This is a genomic window from Salegentibacter echinorum, assembly GCF_900129445.1.
GTDB lineage: Bacteria > Bacteroidota > Bacteroidia > Flavobacteriales > Flavobacteriaceae > Salegentibacter > Salegentibacter echinorum.
The window spans coordinates 706657-724556 of the sequence record NZ_FQVT01000001.1; the positions used below are offsets into that span (position 1 = coordinate 706657).

Sequence of the window (17900 nt, forward strand, 5' to 3'; positions counted from 1 at the left end):
ACCAAGGTTTTAATTCTCCTGGGCTAGACCCGAAATAAAAGAGATTTTTTATCTCGCATCCTTGTTCTAGTTTGTTCATTTTTCGAGCGTTTTATCGAGAGTGTTTCTGGTTTTCGCGAGATATAACCCATCTTCTAATTCTCCTATATAAGCTATCAACTTCTCTCTTAGTTCACATTGAAGATCCCACGCGGTTAATGGGTCTTTAGCACTGCAATAAGCACTTAGTTTCATAGTTTTTTCAGTAATCTCAACAACCTGTACCGTCGGTGCTTTCTTCTTATCCCAGGTGTTAGAATTCCTTAAAAGGTCTTCAAATTTATCACGAACTTTTTGCACTTCAATTCTATAATCGGCATATAAATAGATTGGTCTTACCTGCCGGGAATTAATCATGGACCAGTTTTCAAAAGTTTCAGAAATAACTCTTTTTAAGGGCACTACCAACCTTCGTTGATCCCAGGTGCGTACAATCATATATACAAAACCTATATCTTCTACATAACCCCAATTATCGTTCATAATCACATTGTCTCCTATTTGCACAGGTTTGGTAACCGCTATTTGTATGCCGGCAATAATATTACCCAAAGTACTTTGGGCGGCAATTCCAATTATAATGGTTGCGACTCCCGCAGAGGCGAAAAGTGAGATGCCCACCTGCACAAAACTTTCAAATTGAGAGAGAATTATGGCAATTCCAATAACAAAAATAAGGAAGATGAAAACCCTCCTAGCAACCGATAAATGGGTTAATCTTCGTCTTGATTTTAGACTATTTTCCCCAGCTATATTTCCTGTGCGATGTTTTACAAGATATCTCATAAAAGAATCTATAAATCGCATAATAAACCAGGTAGTAGCACCTACAGAAGCTATGAGCAATATGGTGTGAAATGAATTCGCGAAAAAACCATTAAAGGAAATATAATTCACAAGAAGGAAATAGAAACATAAAATTCCTACGGCTAATCCTGCGGGAAAAGCAAGTCTAAATGAAATGCCAGATATCCATTTGTGCCGTGAGTTGCTAAATACCCGGCGCAAAAGAAAAAGAATTAACCAGCCTAAGAGAAAAGAAATTATAAAACTCACTAAGCTTCCAATAGCTTTCCATATTGGTATTTCAAAAATAGTACTTTGCCACCCCCAATTTGGAATAATCTCGCCTATATTGCTAGGTCCATATACAGCATATAACGCATCAATATTTTCAACTGTATTAGCTGAAATAAGCCAGTATGGGGATTCATTTCCATACTTTACCCTTTGCAATCTCAAACTTATATCCCTATCTTTAATCTCCAGTTTTCCAAACTCCAGGCTGCGTCTTGATTTACCGATAAGAGCCTTGTTTCCCTGCATAGCTTCATCGGTTTGCCCATCCGGTCTATCTGATAATTCATCCCAATTCAAATTAATATTCTGATTAATAACCATAAATAATTTTCGGGCGAGTTTTTCTACCTGTTTTTTGGATACACTGCTGGGAAGTAGATTTAGATTAAGGGAATAAGCAGCTTTGTTAAATTCTTTATTGCGGGAATTTAAAATAAAATTTTCGAGAGTGGCTTGTGGTGTTTGCAAGTTAACCTCACTGGGTGTCTCCCCCAAAGCTCTATTGACATGACGAAGCTTATAATAATTTTCATCATAGACGCCAATATTACCTTTAATAGAAGGGGAATGTGAGGAAATTGTACTATCTCTGGATGGACGCTCATAATTTATGGTGTCCTGGCCCAGACCTTCAAAACTTATTAAAGCTATACAGATACTGAATAATTGTGGTAGAAAAAATCTTTTATTCATTATAAAATCTTAAGTTTAAGCCTCATTATTTTGAAGTTACTTCGTTTGTTTAAACCTAAATATATAACAATCAAATTAGTAAATCAGCTTTGTCTATAAAATATATGAGCAAAAATGCTAGGAATGGGGTGTCTTCATTAACGCTAACGAATATCTCTTTAATGCTATTAAACGTATCATTAATAAAATTGTAATAGGATTAATAGTAATGGTATAAGCAGCAAGATAAAAGGGATACTTTTAATAATATAGCGTAAAAATTAAATATATATGAAAATTTCATCCGCATTAGTTAAAGCCATCGATGATTTGATTGAAAAAAATAATGATGCATACAATGGTTTTCTAAAAGCCAAAGAAAAAGCTAAAAGTATGGATCTTCGAACTTACTTAAGAAGCCAGGCAGATAGAAGAAAAGATTTTGCTGCTAAACTTGCGGCAGAACAGAAGGAAATGGATTCTGACGAGCAGTCTTTTGAAGAAGGTAGTGTGAAAGGAAAAATTCACAGGAGCTGGATAAGTTTTCGAAGTAATTTTGACGATGATAAAGCCATACTGGAAGAATGTATTAGGGGGGATAAAGCGTGCATAAAGGAGTATAAGAATGTTTGGAAAGAACATCGGGATATGCCACCTAATTTAACCGCTGTTTTAAGTAAACAAGTAGCTGAAATTGAGCAAACCCAGAATACTATTAAAACCCTGGAAGACCTGTAAGTCTCTAAAATTGTTTGGGTAAATCCCCCCAGACGTTCCTCGAAAATCCCTTTAGAGTATTGGGATAAATAACAATTATTGAATAAATTAAGATTTATTACAGAATATTTGAGGTCTGAAAGCAAAAACTTAAATTACTTTGTGTTTTTTAAGTTTTTGTTTTACCTTATTGAAAACAACTTGAGGTTTTTAGCACTAATTTTTCTAATCAGTTTTACGAATTGCCGAGGGTAAAATATTGTACCGGTTTTTAAAGGTCTTAGAAAAATAACTGCGACTGGAAAGCCCAATAGCATAGCAAATTTCGCTAATAGATTTCTCTGTATTCTTAAGATACTGCATAGCTAAAGTCATACGGTAGTCGTTGAGATACTCATTTATGGAAGATTTATAGAGATATTTAAAACCTTCCTGCAATTTATTTGGATTAAGACCTACTTTTCTGGACAACATTTTAATGGTGATGGGGTCCTTTATATTTTCGTGAATAAAACTAGTCGCTTTTTTTATTGCTTCTATTTCGCTTTTTCTAAGAATGGTTTTATCGGCATCAGCTTTAATATCGTCTTCAAAATCTAATATTTGGTTTACAAAAATTTCTGAAGCTTTGCCTTCTAAAAACATCTTGCGAACAAGCCTTTTTTCTTCAAATTTGTCTAAGGCCTCAAATAACTCCTGGAACCGCAAACTATAATGACCCGCGTGATAAAACTTTTTGCTTGCTTCAACATCTAAAAAAAGATCTTTTAGCTGAGCATTCAAATTACTCATTTCACAAAGCATCCTTTCTTTAAAAACCTTTCTGTCGATTTCTAAACTAACAATTGTCGTTTTTTGATTGGCTTTAAAATTTAAGATATGCCCGTGGTGCTCACTACTGGCTACAATTGCAGATTTATAGGTTTCAATTTTATGACTATTGGTTTCCCTTTCAAAAGAATGATTTACTTCACCTTCTAAAGCATAGATATACTTTAATGGATGAACTTTATCTACGCTAAAACAAATCTCAAAATCTAGAGAAAAGGTGCAATCATAGATGAGAATACCAAGCCCCGTATCGAAGTTAATGCCTTTTATAGAACCTTCTCCAATATTTTTGGGCAACTCTAAACTAAACTCGCTACAAGATTCAGAAACCGAAATTTCCAATGCTTCAGCTATATCATTTAGTACATCCTTAAAGGGTAGCGAACTCACCTTAATTTTTTTCATTTCGTAGATTTTGCTATGTTAGATCAAAAGTAAACAAATAAATAAAAATTCTACAGGGTAGGGTTAACGTTGCTCTACCTGATTTAATTTGTTAAATTAAATCTTAAAAGTTTTAAACCCGCCACTCACAATTTTTAAAAACCATAATTTTATAAAAGTACAACAATTTAATGCTGATGAAGTTTCAGTACTAAGTAAAAATTGATTTTAATGAACAGTAATAGATCATACGGAATAGGTGGAAGCACGCCGGAAGAAGAGCTTTCTAAACTACAAGAACCAGCTGCCAAACCAAAACCTATAAAAAACAAAGAATTTGAAGCACGCTTAAAAAAAGCCAGTACTGCTTTAAAAGCAAATAACCTGGATGCACTTTATATCGATGCAGGAACTAACCTCTATTATTTCACTAATACGCAATGGAGTCCATCTGAACGCCTTGTGGGTGCAATTTTATTTGTAGATGGCAGCCTTCATTATGTGGTGCCCGAGTTTGAGATAGGTACTTTTAATGATTTTAAAGGCCTGCAGGGGGAGATAATTCCCTGGTTGGAGCACGAATCTCCAGTAGAGAAAATAGCGGAGGTTGTAACTGAGGGTACTCGTTTGGCCATAGACGATTCCACACCATTTAATTTAGTTTCTCGTTTTCAGGCGCATAAAAAGTTTGAAGTTAGTTCTGCCGAAGATTTAATAAAAGATCTTAGAATGCTAAAAAGTGAAGCTGAAATTGAGCATATCCAGTATGGGATGGATCTTACGATGCAGGTGCATAAAGCAGCAGCCAGAATTCTAAAACCCCGAATTACTACTGCCGAAGTAGAGCATTTTATTCATTTAGCCCATCAAAAATTGGGAATTGCCAGTGGATCCTATTTTTGTATTGTACTTTTTGGTAAAGATTCCAGCTTCCCCCATGGTGTAAAGTCTCCTAAAACCTTAGAAGACAACGATATGGTTTTGGTAGATACTGGTTGCCAGTACAAGGGGTATATTTCAGACATTACAAGAACTTTTAGCTATGGCACACCTACGGAAAAAGAAAAGGAAATTTGGAATAACGAAAAAGCAGCACAGTTAGCTGCATTCGATGCCGCCCAGCTCGAAAAACCCTGCGGATATATTGATGATATGGTTCACGTTCAACTGGAAAAAGATGGCCTGGGACCAGATTACGAATTACCGGGATTGCCACATAGAACCGGTCACGGAATAGGTCTTGAAATTCATGAGCATCCTTTTATTTTAAAAGGAAATGATATTAAAATACAGCCGGGGATGACCTTTAGCATTGAACCCATGATCGTAGTACCGCAAGAATTTGGTGTGCGTTTAGAAGACCATGTTTATATGACCAAAGAAGGTCCGCGATGGTTTACAGAACCCGCTCATAGCATCGAAAATCCTTTTGGAAATTAGTCTAATATTCAATTAAAAAAATACTGCCGAAAAAACTATTGGTTGGTAGAATGATCTTCATACCAATCCTTAAAAGTCTTTTCGGTAGTATAATTATCGGTGAGCACTTTATAAACTGCTATGGCCAACAAAACCTGACCTACACAAGTGAGATAAAATACAATTGGAAATCCGGCATTAAAAAACACCAGGATTGTTACTAATACCAATACCGCTGTAGTTATTATTAAGTATGTTATCGGACTCATTTTCATCATAGCCTTAAGATAGTCAGGACTTTGCTTAATTCATCTTAAAGCTATGATAAATATTTCCAAAAAATTATTGCTATTTTTTTCTGAAGGTAAAATTTAAAACTCCAATTCAAAATAAAGACTGCTTTCAGGATTTTCTTTAGTAACGTTTTCTCCCTTAATCACATTCCCTTCAGAATTTAACATTTTCAAATTAATTCTCCAGTAACCAGTCATAGTAAGTGATAATTTGCCTTCATATAGTTTTGTAGCACTATTATAGGTTAAAGCTTTATTATTTGGGCTACTGTGGTTATCCATTCCAGGCATTCTAGGATCTACTTCAATATTGAAATCTTTTACCGGCTGAAAGCTCATCATACTTTCCATCTTATATAATGCTGCTTGAAAATCGTTAGTAGCTACTTTAGGGTTTTTTGGGTTTACATAAGCCAAAACATACTTTTCACCATCCTTTCCTTGAAACACCTGAACTTTTTTTAGATCATTTGACGCCGATTTTACCGAGATTTGATAGGTATTCTCCCGGTGCTCTCCATCCAGATTATATGTGAGTATAAGTTCCCAGGTTTCCGTTTCATTTTCGGGCATTTGAAAAACGATGTTTCCTTTATAAATTTCAGGATTTTCTGTATTGTTCAACTTAGTGTGTGGTGCCGAATGTTTCATATTCTCCATATTCATCACCGGCATCCAGGTGGGTTTTACGTCGCTTAAGTAAGCGTCGTCTTTTTTAAATCGAATATAGATTTCATTAAATCCTACCTGTAGTTTTTCTTTTTCTGAATAAATTTCAATGTCGTGATCGGCTTCAGAAAATTCATATAATTTGTTTAGATCTTCCAGGGCATCTGGCAGAACTTCAGTATCATCTGAAGAACAACCAATGAATACAGTAGAAAGAATAAGTAACGTAAAAATATAGTGTAAGGTTTTCATAAGTTTTATTTTTTAATTGAGGTTATAAGAAATTGTAAGATGAAAATTCCTTCCCATTCTTGGGATGTTGTTCCAATCGTTATAAGTAGAGTAGTAAGTGTCAAAGATATTTTCTACTCCGGCTTTTAAATAGAGATCATTATTATTAATCAAAAACCGATGTCCAAAACCGGCCGAGACAATGGCATAATCTTCAGTTTTAGTTTCGCCATAATTGGGATTATAATTTGTTTGGGTGGCGGCACCTTTTAAAGCAATGGAAGCGGTAGTTTTATTGTTTGTAAAACTAAGTCCGGCTTTATAAGTAACCGGACTAATTAGCGGTAAATCTTCATCTTCATCATCTAAGCCGCGATGATAAGCAATGCTTCCATTAACGTTAAAGCTTTTAGATAAGTTGTATTTTCCCGAAATACTCGTATTAAAAAGCCTGGCATAATCCAGGTTGGTATAGACTTTAACACCATCGGCCCCCATGGTCATTGTACTTAAAGAAGGCTCTGGCATTCCAATTATATAATTATAAATGTGGAAATATTTAGCTTCAGCAGTGATTTCGTAGGCCGGTTTCCTATAAGTTACTGTAAGATTTGCTTCGGCAGATCTTTCTGTATTTAAATTAGGATTACCAATATAATCGTGGTTATCAAAACTATTGAAGAGGTAAAACCCGTACCCCTCTGAAACCGATGGTGCGCGTTCCCCATAAGATAAGCCACCGCTAAAACTAAGATCAGAAAAGCGTTTTAAATAAGTTGCCGAAAAACTTTTTAGCAGTCGGGTGTTGGTTTTCTCCATTTCAGGATAGAAAATTTTTAAGCTGTTCAATCCAAAATTGTCAGCAACAGTATTGCTGTGATAGGCCAACCGTGTAGAAAGTTTTAAGGATGCAGTATTAAAGTAAATAAAATCTTCTCCATAAATTCCTAAATTGGCAGTTCTCACATCGGGCCAGGTAAGCATAAACATAGCCGGTTGTTCACTATCATTGGGGTACATGGTCATCTCGGCCAGCGATTTATTGTAAAAACCGTCAACCTTAAATAAAAACTTTTGGTTTGTCTTATTTAAGTTTGCTTTAGAGTAAAAACCAAAAGTCTCACTCCAACCCGGCATATCCATATGCATAGCGACATCTGGCCGTTTCGTGTCATCCATCACATGTTTAATATCATTATAATATACTTTAGATTCCCAATTGGAAAAAACGGCTCCCAGGGTATCCTGGTTATAACTTAAGGATGCAATCACGGCGCGTGCCAGAGAAACATCCATACTTAGGGCAGGATAACCCACATCATTTGCCCGGTCGTAAATTAACGTGGCATTAAGCGATTGGTTATTAGATAACTTATAACCAGTATTTAGAGAGAAGTTATATTTTTCAAACTGTGAATAATTAACTTCTTTATTATCACCGGCTTTATAATTATTGGCTTTTCGATAAATGGCGTCAAAATTAAAATAGAATTGATCATTAGAATAATTCGCTTCTCCACCGAAAACGCGCAGATTATTATTGGTTTCAAAAGACGATTCTATAGCACTGGTCCATCCCGTAGGCCTAAAATTACTTTTGTCTAGCTTTAAATCAATACTACCACCAATTGTATTTCCAAAAGCATTGCCTTTTTGTCCAGATTCCACGCTGGCTTCGGCAAGATTGGAAACATCTACATAAGAGGTGATGGGGTCCATTTTATCTGTACAGGCGCCAAAAATTTGCATTCCATCTATAGTTACTACAAGTCTTTCTGAAGACATGTTGTTCATATTCGGCTCCCAGGCATAGGCGCCACGCTTTACCATATTAATATTCTGGGATGATTCTAAAAATTCATCCAGACTGGATAAAGGTTTTTGTTGTTTATTATGATTTAATTTTTTATTCGCTGAAATTAATACAACTTCATTAAGTTTTACAAAATCCAGGCTATCGGCCGGCTTTTCCTGGGCTTTGAGTTGAGGGGTAAATATGCAGGCCAAAAACACATAGCAAAAGCACCCCGTAAGTATTTCTTTAAAAGAAAATACAGGTTTAATTGTTTTCATTTATTCCATTTAGATAATTATAAAAAGCTTTATTCCTGAAAAAATAAGCACACAGCTTTCCATCAGCAAGCGCTGATGTTTTCCAGAAGCAATTATTTTAAAATTATCCCAATTGGGGCGGATGAAAGATTTTTGAAGTAAACTGAAATGCTTTTAAGTTTGGTTTATAACCAATTACTTTTTTTAATGTGAAATTAGTTTTGGGATAAAAATTGAATTTCGCAATTTCTTCAGCAATAATAAACTGTGGAATTTCAATCTTCTTTATATCCTGAAAAGGATTGTTTTCTACACTTTCTGTCTGTTTTGCCAGCTGTTTACTTAGATAGCATTTCCCATCACATTCCATTTCGGGCTTATCCTTATTTTCGCAGAGTACTTCTACGATATAATTATAATTCACCACATACTCAATCACCGGCCATAGGGGCCTGGTAAGCATAATAAGAGCGATTATAAGAATGGTGTTTTTCACGTGGTAAATTTAAGAACATTTTAAGTAGTGCAAAATGATTTGAATCATAAACAAATTTGGTTTGATGCTTTTAAGCTTCGATTGCTGCAAAGGGAAAAATGATCCTATTAAAAAATGGATGATTTCTGCAAAAGTTGAACTTTAGCTTAACTTTAATCAAACTTGAAATACTAAGAGCATTTCAAGTTTGATCGTTAATTGCAGGGCGATAGCCAAGGGTTTAATTCCCCGAGGCTTGACTCGAAATAAAAGAATTCTTTCGGAAGCATACCTCGCATCCTTGGGTCGAAGTTGTTTATTTGCTATAAAAATGGTAAGAATCTCAAGTATGATTTTAAATTTTAAAAGAATTTCCGGGTAATTATATAAGGTTAAAGATTATGTCTAATGCATCCAGAATATACATAGACTCCATAGAAAATAGCTTTATTTTTTCTAAATTTAGACAGATAAAACTGTTTAAAAATAAGAGCTTTAGCTCCCTGTGATTCAATTAATTATAATTTAATGGAGAATTTAGATTATGCCCGCTTGCAAATGGCGTTTACCTTAGGCTTTCATATTATTTTTGCCTGTATAGGAATGGTTATGCCTTTTTTTATGGTGGTGGCACACCGCAAATGGTTAAACACCCGTAATCCTATTTATAAAAAACTTTGTAAAGCCTGGCTAAAAGGTGTTGCTATCTTCTTTGTTACCGGAGCAGTTTCTGGTACAGCGCTTTCTTTTGAGTTGGGAATGTTATGGCCAGAATTTATGAAACACGCCGGTCCTATCATTGGAATGCCATTTTCTCTGGAAGGAGCAGCATTCTTTATAGAAGCTATAGCCCTGGGCTTTTATCTTTACGGCTGGAATAAATTTCCCGAAAACTTCCACTGGTTTACCGGTATTATTGTGGGCATATCTGGTGTAGCTTCCGGGATTTTGGTGGTTTCGGCAAATGGTTGGATGAATGCGCCTTCCGGGTTCGATTATGTAAACGGGGAGTTTACAAATATAGACCCTGTGCAAGCGCTGCTCAATCCTGCCTGGTTTACACAAGCTTTGCACATGACGCTGGCAGCCTTTATAGCGACTAGTTTTGCAGTCGCGGGAATTCACGCGTTTCAAATTTTGAAGAAAAGAAATGTAGAGTTGCATAAAAAAGCTTTTAAAATTGCAATCGTTTTTGGTGCGATAGCGGCTTTTTTGCAACCGCTTAGTGGTGATCGCTCTGCAAAAGATATAGCTGAACGTCAACCTGTAAAATTAGCCGCTATGGAAGCTCATTATGAAACCGAAAATGGCGCTCCTTTGCTTATTGGCGGTATAGTAGATGAGGAAACCAGGGAAGTTTCATATAAAATAGAAATACCCAAAGCGCTTTCTTTCCTGGCTTTTGGCGATTTTGATGCTGAAGTAAAAGGATTAAACGATTTTCCAGATGATGAATTACCACCGGTGGCGATTGTTCATTATGCATTTCAAATTATGGTAGGAATTGGAGGTTTACTTATGCTTGCAGGGCTTATCTATTTTATTAGCCTAAAAAAGAAAAAGTGGATGAACAACAAATATTATTGGCTGTTTTTTATCCTATTAGCACCAATGGGCTTTATTGCCCTAGAAGCCGGTTGGGTGGTGACCGAGGTAGGTAGGCAACCCTGGATTATTCATCAAATAATGCGAACCAAAGATGCGGTAACGCCAATGCCAGGTATGAAATATAGCTTTTTCTTTTACTTATTTTTATACACCGTGCTCGCAATTACAGTAACCTGGCTCATGATTCGTCAAATTAAAGCGCTTAATAAAACTGAAGATTAATTATGCTATATGTAGTTCTATTTTTTTTGCTATTTTCTTTATTGCTTTATGTGCTATTGGGTGGAGCCGATTTTGGTGCAGGGATTTTAGAGTTTTTCTCTTCAAAAGAAAATAAAGAACACACCCGGGATACTATTTACAGGGTGATGGGTCCAATTTGGGAAGCCAACCATATTTGGCTCATAATTCTGTTGGTTATCTTATGGGTGGCATTTCCGGGGTATTTTAATGTGATGATTATTTACCTGCATATTCCTTTAACCTTAGTGCTTTTGGGAATTACCTTGCGCGGAGTAGCCTTTATCTTTAGACACTACGATGCAGTAGTAGATAGATCACAGCACTGGTACAATTGGTTATTTTGGATGGGAAGTCTTATGACTCCTATTTTCCTGGGGATGTCTTTTGCAGCTCTTGTTGGAGGAAGAATAATTATTACTGAAGATTATGAAAACTTTGGTTTTTACGATCTCTTTATGGAAGGCTGGCTCAATATTTTCAGTTTTCTCGTAGGCTTATTTTATGCGGCACTTTGTGCCTTCTTCTCGGCAACACTTCTCATTGGTGAGGCCGATGGGAAAGCGCGGAAACATTATAGCCGAAGTTCAGCATTTTTCACTGTTGTTTTGGTAGTGCTTGGTTTTGTGCTTTTAACTTATGGATATTTTAATGAGGTACAATTTGTAAAAGACTTTTTACACAACCCTGTTTCCCTTATTTGTATCGCTATATCTGGAGTTTTATTAATTCCGCTTTGGAAATCTATTAGAAAGGAACATCGCATAACCAGTAGGTATATGGCCGGTTTACAATTGGTATTAGTCATGTTTGCAGCAATTTATGCACATTTTCCTTATATTATAATTACAAAAAATAAAGAATTAAGTCTGCTGGATAATCTTGCACCGGCATCTACAATAAGCAATTTGGGAATAATGCTATTAATTGGTGGATTTTTAGTTTTGCCGGCTTTATTTTACCTTATGAAATCATTTAATATGATTAAAGTTCTAGAAAAAACTAATAATAAAAACTAATCACGAATGAAAGACGCTAAAGCCCACTGGGAAAATATTTATCAAACTAAAAAGTTTTCTGAAGTTAGTTGGTATCAGGATAAACCAGAGGCTTCCTTAAAATTTATTCAAGACCTTAATTTACCAAAATCGGCTAAAATTATAGATGTTGGGGGAGGAGATTCCCATTTGGTAGATTATTTATTAAAAGCCGGTTATGAAAATATTAGCGTACTCGATATTTCTGCTAAAGCTTTGCAAAAAGCAAAGAAGCGACTTGGTTTAAAAGGAAAGGAAGTAAATTGGATCGCAGCAGACATTACCAGGTTTGAAGCTGAAGAAAAATATGATCTATGGCACGATCGTGCTGCATTTCACTTTTTAACTGAACCCCCAAAAATTGAAAATTATAAAGAAATTCTCAAGGAAAGTCTTCAGGATAAAGGCAAAGCCATTATAGCTACTTTTTCGAATGAAGGACCTACAAAGTGCAGCGGACAAGTAATTAAGCAATATTCAGCAGAAGAATTATCAAATTTCTTTGCTGAAGATTTCGATAAAATATCCTGTGAGAATTTAGATCATCAAACCCCATCGGGAAGTACTCAAAATTTCACATTCTGTAGTTTTCAGAAGAAATAATAGTGCCTGCAATTTATAGTTGACTACATTTTATTTTAAAGGTGAGCAACTTATTATGCCGCAAGAACTCTACATTTTCTAATGAGTTTAATCCCTGGACGATGGCCAGGAGTTTATTTCTTCGGAGCTTGCTTCGAACTAAAATTTTTTGTCGGAATCATTCCTCGTACCCTCAGGTCGAGATTCTTGACAGATATGTGAAATAGTTCAAGCCTAACAAATCTTCGAAATTATCTAATATCGGATAGATTAGTTATTAACTTAACCGATAATAGTGTATCTTTGTGATTATGTGGGATGTAGGGGTGACATATAGAAAAAAACTGCAAACAAGTTTTGATAGATTGTTTGAGAAAAAGGCCTTGCTGCAAAAAGCCAGACCTTTGCCTGCGGTGGCTTTGCGTAAAATGAGGGAAGTTCTCGCTATAGAATGGACCTACAATTCCAATAGCATTGAGGGAAATACTTTAAGTTTACGGGAAACCCAAATGGTTTTACAGGAAGGTATTACCATAAAAGGTAAATCACTACGAGAACATTTTGAGGCCAAAAATCATGAAAAGGCATTAGAGCATCTTTATCACTTACTCAAACCTGGTTATGAGCTAAACGCAAGAGACATTTTAAAACTGCATGAGCTTGTTTTGCGTAGTATAGAAGACGATTATGCCGGGAGGTTAAGAAATGCCGGAGTTCGCATTGCCGGTGCCAATTTCGTGCCACCAAATGCACAAAATGTATCGGGTCTTTTTGATGATCTAATTAATTTTGTGCATACCAATAAGCAAAATTTAAATGTGATAGAGCTTGCAACGGTATTTCATCATAAATTTGTATGGATTCATCCCTTTTTCGATGGTAATGGCCGTACGGTTAGACTAGCCATGAATTTAATTTTAATGCAAGCAGGTTTTCCACCGGCTATTATATTGAGAAACGACCGTAAGAAATATTATGAAGCTTTAAACTTAGCAAACAAAGGAAACTATTTCAAATTATGCTTGTTAATGTGCCAGGCTTTAGAGCGCAGTCTAAATATTTATATTCAAGCTTTACCAGATAACGATGCCAATTATAGAGAAATTTCTAATTTGGTAGAGGAGGAGCAATTGGTTTATGGCCAGGAATATATTAGTTTATTGGCAAGACAGGGAAAAATAGACGCTTACAAAGAAGGTAGAAATTGGCTCACCACAAAAGCAGCTATAGAGGATTATATGCAAAATAGGAAACGAAAAAGATAAGTATATGTAAGTAAGCTACGAATGCAATCGTATTACATTCGTAGCTTTAATTTTGAATTAGCCTGGGATTGGGGCATTAGCTTCAATAAGATCTTTATCTTTTAGATCTGTCCAAAATTTTGCAGGGATTTTAACTTCAAGTGCATTTTTATTCTCTTCTACCTGTCTTGGCTCACTTGCACCCGCTAAAACATTGCCCACACACGTTGGGGCCAGGGAAAATTGAAGTGAAGCTGCAGTAAGGTTAACCTTATGTTTCGCTGCTATTTCCTTTATCTTTTTTAATCGGGTTTTTATTTCATCAGGAACATCATCTGCATAATTATATCTTTCACTTCCTGTTAATAATCCCGAATTAAATGGTGCTGCTATTATTAATTCGGCATTATTCTCTTCTATTGCAGGAAAAAGGTTATTTAGTGCATCCTTATGATCTAATAGCGAATATTGAATTGCAGCCAAAAACACATCGGGTTTAGAAACTTCCAGGCTTTTTAAAATTGGCGGACGTGTATTTACTCCCAGTCCCCATGCTTCAATGAGTCCTTCTTCTTTCATTTTCTCGAGTTCTGGCATTGCACCGTTTTGTGCTACCTTAAAATGATCTTCCCAGGTGGTTCCGTTTTTATAATCATTATCGTGATCTGGCGATAAATCATGTATAAATACAAAATCTAAACTCTCAACGCCCAATCGCTGCAAACTATCTTCAACAGAACGCCTCGTTGCTTCGGCTGAATAATCATAACGGTAATCAAAAGGCGAAGGATTATGCCACATTGTTTTTGGAAGATTTTTAGTCGCAGTTAGAATGCGCCCTATCTTTGTAGAAAGCTGGTATTCTTCCCGGTTTTTATTATGCAAAAAGTGACCAAAACGTCTTTCACTTAAACCAAGTCCATACCAGGGGGAAGTATCATAATATCTTACTCCCGCATTCCAGGCAGCTTCTAAGGTTTTTTGTGCTTGCTCATCGCTTATTTCTTTAAATCCATTTCCAATGGCCACACCACCAAGACCGTAATTGTGTTTTAAATGTTTCATAGTAATTCTAGAATGTTTTTCGTATTAGAATATTATAAATTTAAAATAGTTTTTTCGAATTATCGTGGTCTTTAACGTATCATAAGCTAAGGATGTTAAGAACTGTAACAAAAGTTACTGTCTTAAATGTAAGATTATTATATTTTTGTAGCACAAATTAGAATGCTCTTGAAAAAGTACCTAAACATAGTCGCAGATTCTTTTACAGGATACTTTAATTACCTGGTTGAGGAAATAAACAATCCTTCCTGGACCAATTATTTTTATTGGCTTTTAGGATTATCTCTTCTTGTATGGATTTTAGAAATTTTAACTCCGTGGCGAAAGGAGCAGAAGATTTTTAGAAAGGATTTCTGGTTAGATTCTTTCTATATTTTATTTAACTTTTTTCTGTTTTCCCTTATTGGTTATAATGCACTTTCCAATGTTGGTGTTGCTCTGTTTAATGACTTTTTAGGACTCTTCGGAATTAAAAATATTATCGCTATTGAAGTACAAGAGCTATCTATGGTAAGCCAGTTGCTTATTATGTTTATCATCGCCGACTTTATTCAGTGGAACGTACACAGGCAATTACATAAACAGCCCTGGCTGTGGGAGTTTCATAAGGTGCATCACAGCATTAAAGAAATGGGGTTTGCAGCTCAGTTTAGGTTTCACTTTATGGAAACCATTGTATATAAATCGGTGCAATACATTCCGCTGGCGATGATTGGCTTTGGCATCGAACAATTTTTTGTAGTACACATGTTTGCTGTATTTATTGGTCATTTAAATCATGCTAATCTGGGTTGGAATTATGGCATTTTCGGTTATATTTTTAACAACCCCAAAATGCATATTTGGCACCATTCTAAAGAGCTTCCTAGCGACAGGCCACACGGAATGAACTTTGGACTTAGTTTAAGTATATGGGATTATATATTTGGAACTGCTTATATCCCAGAAGAAGGAAAGGACATAGAATTAGGTTTTGAAGGTGACGAAGAATTTCCGGAGGGATTTAAAAATCAAACTTTTTTTCCCTTCAGAAAAGAAAATAAAATTATTCAACGCAAAAATTTAAAAAATGAAAATAAAGCAATTTAAAGATGATCCGTTAGCACATTATTCTTATGCTCTGGTGAGTGAAGGAGAAATGGCATTGGTAGATCCCGCGCGTAATCCTATGCAATATTATAAATATGCCGAGGAAAACAACGCGAAAATTGTAGCCGTTTTTGAAACGCATCCACACGCCGATTTTGTAAGCGGACATTTACAAATTCACGAAGAAACAGGTGCCAAAATTTATATTAGCGAAAAAGTGGGGGTGAATTATCCACATACTAAATTTGATGAAGGCCAAAGCTTAAAAGTAGGGAAGGTAACTATAACCCCGCTACATACGCCCGGGCACTCACCAGATAGTTTAACTTTTATTGCAAAAGAAAAGGAAGAGACCGTGATGTTTAGCGGGGATACTCTTTTTATTGGAAACGTGGGAAGGCCAGATCTGCGTGAAAAAGCTGGAAATATGAAAGCTAAACGGTTGGAGCTGGCAAAACAAATGTATCATACGATGCAGACAAAATTTAATGACCTGCCAGATAATACGGTAGTTTATCCCGCTCACGGTGCCGGTTCATTATGTGGAAAAAATATGAGTGACGCTTCTTCCAGTACATTGGGCAATGAACGCCAGGGGAATTGGGCTTTTAAGGATCAAACCGAAGAGGAGTTTGTAGAAGAGATTTTAAAAGATCAACCTTTTATCCCGGCGTATTTTGGATTTAATGTAGATTTAAACCGCGATGGAGCCTTAAATGTGCAAAAGGCTAAATATGAAGTACCCATTCAACTTTGCGTTACCGAAGTTGAAGAAGGCGTGAAAGTTGTGGATTCCCGGTCTAGTGAAACCTATAAAAATGGACATTTAGCTAATAGTATTAATGTTATGGCAAGGTCTAACAGTGATAAATTTGAAACCTGGTTGGGTGCCATCATTGAGCCTAAAGAGGAGTTTTACCTTGTTGTTGAAAGTATAGAAGATTTAGATGAATTACTGGAGAGAATTGCAAAAATAGGCTACGAAAAACAGCTAAAAGGAGTAGTTACTTTATCTGAAAAAGTTTCAAATTCTTCGGAAGCCTTTAAGTTAGAAGAGTTTAAAACTAAACCAGATGATTATACTATTTTGGATATAAGAAATGCAAGCGAAGTTTCTGAAGGAAAGATTTTTTCTAAGACTAAAACAATTCCTTTAAATGAACTTAGGAATAGAGCTGATGAACTGCCTACAGATAAACCTATTGTGGTTCACTGTGCCGGTGGGTACCGTTCTGCAGCCGGAAGTAGCATTTTAGAAAATAAGTTAAAAGATGTTGTTGTTTATGATATGAGTGATGCTATTAAAGAATTTTCTTCATAAAAGTATTGCCAAAAAATATCGATTTTTTAAAAACCCCGTTTCGGGGTTTTTTTATGACCTCAATTTAATTTTTTGAATATAGCTAAAATTAGACTTTTTTAAGGTCGATAAATCCCTGCTAAGGTATATTGAATATCATATAAATTCACAGCATTCAATCAACCAGGTGGCCAAGGGGAAAACTTCATCACAATAAGACTTTTAAGAGAAATCTATTACTCGATAGTGGATAACATGTATATTCAACTAAAGTAAATTAAGCATCAAGAAAACACAGGATTCTTAATACTTCATAATTATTTGCTTTAAACTTTTTCTATATTTACAGAATATGCTTCAAATTTGATTTGAAAATAAAGAATTATGGAAAAATTGTACAGGGTTAAAGTGAATAATGAATTTGAATTCGAATTCACTCATGACCAGATTAATGATTTAGATACTCAAAAAATTTCAGAAGAAAAATATCATTTACTTCACGAAGACCGAAGTTTTAAAGCTGAAATGACTAACGCAAGCTTTCTTACACGTCAATATAACGTAAAGATAAATGCTAATAGCTATAAGGTCGCAATTTCCAATGAATTAGATTTACTCATTGAAGAGATGGGACTTTCTCTTGGGAATGCACAACTACTAAACGATATAAAAGCCCCAATGCCGGGACTTATATTGGAGGTAAATGTAGCAGAAGGTTCAGAGGTTAAAGAAGGCGATTACCTGGTAGTGCTGGAAGCCATGAAAATGGAAAACACCTTAGCGGCTCCCCGGGATGGCGTTGTAAAAGCCATTTCAGTAGGAAAAGGAGATACGGTAGAGAAGAATCAACTGTTAATAGAAATGGAATAAGTC

16 protein-coding genes are annotated in these 17900 nt (G+C 35.6%); 9 read left to right on the forward strand and 7 right to left on the reverse strand.

Annotated features, from left to right (window positions below; genetic code table 11):
- Window positions 1-75 precede the first annotated feature (75 nt).
- Window positions 76-1812, reverse strand: a complete 1737-nt coding sequence (locus tag BUA71_RS03205; RefSeq protein ID WP_083572021.1) for a mechanosensitive ion channel family protein — start codon at window positions 1810-1812, stop codon at window positions 76-78.
- Window positions 1813-2082: 270 nt separating this feature from the next.
- On the opposite strand from BUA71_RS03205, the gene BUA71_RS03210 reads away from it, so the two are divergent.
- Window positions 2083-2529 carry a ferritin-like domain-containing protein gene (locus tag BUA71_RS03210; RefSeq protein ID WP_072876610.1) on the forward strand — a complete coding sequence of 149 codons (447 nt, stop codon included), beginning with the start codon at window positions 2083-2085 and terminating at the stop codon, window positions 2527-2529.
- Window positions 2530-2733: 204 nt separating this feature from the next.
- Here the strand turns inward: BUA71_RS03210 and BUA71_RS03215 are convergent, their stop codons facing one another.
- Window positions 2734-3744, reverse strand: coding sequence for a helix-turn-helix transcriptional regulator (locus BUA71_RS03215; RefSeq protein WP_072876612.1), 1011 nt, complete (start codon window positions 3742-3744; stop codon window positions 2734-2736).
- A gap of 210 nt (window positions 3745-3954) precedes the next feature.
- Here BUA71_RS03215 and BUA71_RS03220 point away from each other — a divergent pair, with 210 nt between their 5' ends.
- Entirely contained in the window at window positions 3955-5163 is a 1209-nt protein-coding gene (locus BUA71_RS03220; RefSeq protein ID WP_072876614.1) for a M24 family metallopeptidase, read from the forward strand.
- A gap of 35 nt (window positions 5164-5198) precedes the next feature.
- Here the strand turns inward: BUA71_RS03220 and BUA71_RS03225 are convergent, their stop codons facing one another.
- The 4 genes from BUA71_RS03225 to BUA71_RS03240 all read right to left on the reverse strand — a co-directional run bounded on the left by BUA71_RS03225 (window position 5199) and on the right by BUA71_RS03240 (window position 8883).
- The gene (locus BUA71_RS03225; RefSeq protein ID WP_317040889.1) at window positions 5199-5411 is read right to left on the reverse strand and encodes a hypothetical protein; all 213 of its coding nucleotides are present in this window, start codon (window positions 5409-5411) and stop codon (window positions 5199-5201) included.
- 102 nt (window positions 5412-5513) lie between these two features.
- A complete protein-coding gene (locus BUA71_RS03230) occupies window positions 5514-6356 on the reverse strand; it encodes a FixH family protein (protein ID WP_072876616.1) in 843 nt (280 codons plus the stop codon).
- Window positions 6357-6368: 12 nt separating this feature from the next.
- Window positions 6369-8408: a TonB-dependent receptor domain-containing protein gene (locus BUA71_RS03235; protein WP_072876618.1), complete on the reverse strand. Its 2040-nt coding sequence runs from the start codon at window positions 8406-8408 to the stop codon at window positions 6369-6371.
- A 103-nt stretch (window positions 8409-8511) separates the two neighbouring features.
- Window positions 8512-8883 carry a hypothetical protein gene (locus BUA71_RS03240; protein WP_139277052.1) on the reverse strand — a complete coding sequence of 124 codons (372 nt, stop codon included), beginning with the start codon at window positions 8881-8883 and terminating at the stop codon, window positions 8512-8514.
- 507 nt (window positions 8884-9390) lie between these two features.
- Here BUA71_RS03240 and BUA71_RS03245 point away from each other — a divergent pair.
- The 4 genes from BUA71_RS03245 (at window position 9391) to BUA71_RS03260 (ending at window position 13594) form a co-directional block, all read left to right on the forward strand.
- Window positions 9391-10692, forward strand: a complete 1302-nt coding sequence (locus tag BUA71_RS03245) for a cytochrome ubiquinol oxidase subunit I (RefSeq protein ID WP_072876622.1) — start codon at window positions 9391-9393, stop codon at window positions 10690-10692.
- Window positions 10693-10694: 2 nt separating this feature from the next.
- Window positions 10695-11729 (forward strand): cytochrome d ubiquinol oxidase subunit II, encoded by a 1035-nt coding sequence (locus BUA71_RS03250; protein WP_072876624.1) that lies wholly within the window; start codon window positions 10695-10697, stop codon window positions 11727-11729.
- Window positions 11730-11735: 6 nt separating this feature from the next.
- On the forward strand, window positions 11736-12350 hold the full coding sequence (locus BUA71_RS03255) for a class I SAM-dependent methyltransferase (RefSeq protein WP_072876626.1): 615 nt from the start codon (window positions 11736-11738) through the stop codon (window positions 12348-12350).
- Window positions 12351-12640: 290 nt separating this feature from the next.
- Entirely contained in the window at window positions 12641-13594 is a 954-nt protein-coding gene (locus BUA71_RS03260) for a Fic family protein (RefSeq protein ID WP_072876628.1), read from the forward strand.
- A gap of 57 nt (window positions 13595-13651) precedes the next feature.
- On the opposite strand, the gene BUA71_RS03265 is transcribed toward BUA71_RS03260, so the two are convergent.
- The gene (locus BUA71_RS03265) at window positions 13652-14638 is read right to left on the reverse strand and encodes an aldo/keto reductase (RefSeq protein WP_072876630.1); all 987 of its coding nucleotides are present in this window, start codon (window positions 14636-14638) and stop codon (window positions 13652-13654) included.
- 168 nt (window positions 14639-14806) lie between these two features.
- On the opposite strand from BUA71_RS03265, the gene BUA71_RS03270 reads away from it, so the two are divergent.
- From BUA71_RS03270 to BUA71_RS03280, 3 genes are all read left to right on the forward strand, one after another.
- Complete coding sequence (locus BUA71_RS03270) at window positions 14807-15727, forward strand: sterol desaturase family protein (protein WP_072876880.1); 921 nt, start codon at window positions 14807-14809, stop codon at window positions 15725-15727.
- Window positions 15708-17048 (forward strand): MBL fold metallo-hydrolase, encoded by a 1341-nt coding sequence (locus BUA71_RS03275; RefSeq protein ID WP_072876633.1) that lies wholly within the window; start codon window positions 15708-15710, stop codon window positions 17046-17048. Before BUA71_RS03270 ends, BUA71_RS03275 begins: the two co-directional genes overlap by 20 nt.
- A 363-nt stretch (window positions 17049-17411) precedes the next feature.
- On the forward strand, window positions 17412-17897 hold the full coding sequence (locus tag BUA71_RS03280; RefSeq protein ID WP_072876635.1) for an acyl-CoA carboxylase biotin carboxyl carrier protein subunit: 486 nt from the start codon (window positions 17412-17414) through the stop codon (window positions 17895-17897).
- The last annotated feature ends 3 nt before the right edge of the window (window positions 17898-17900 follow it).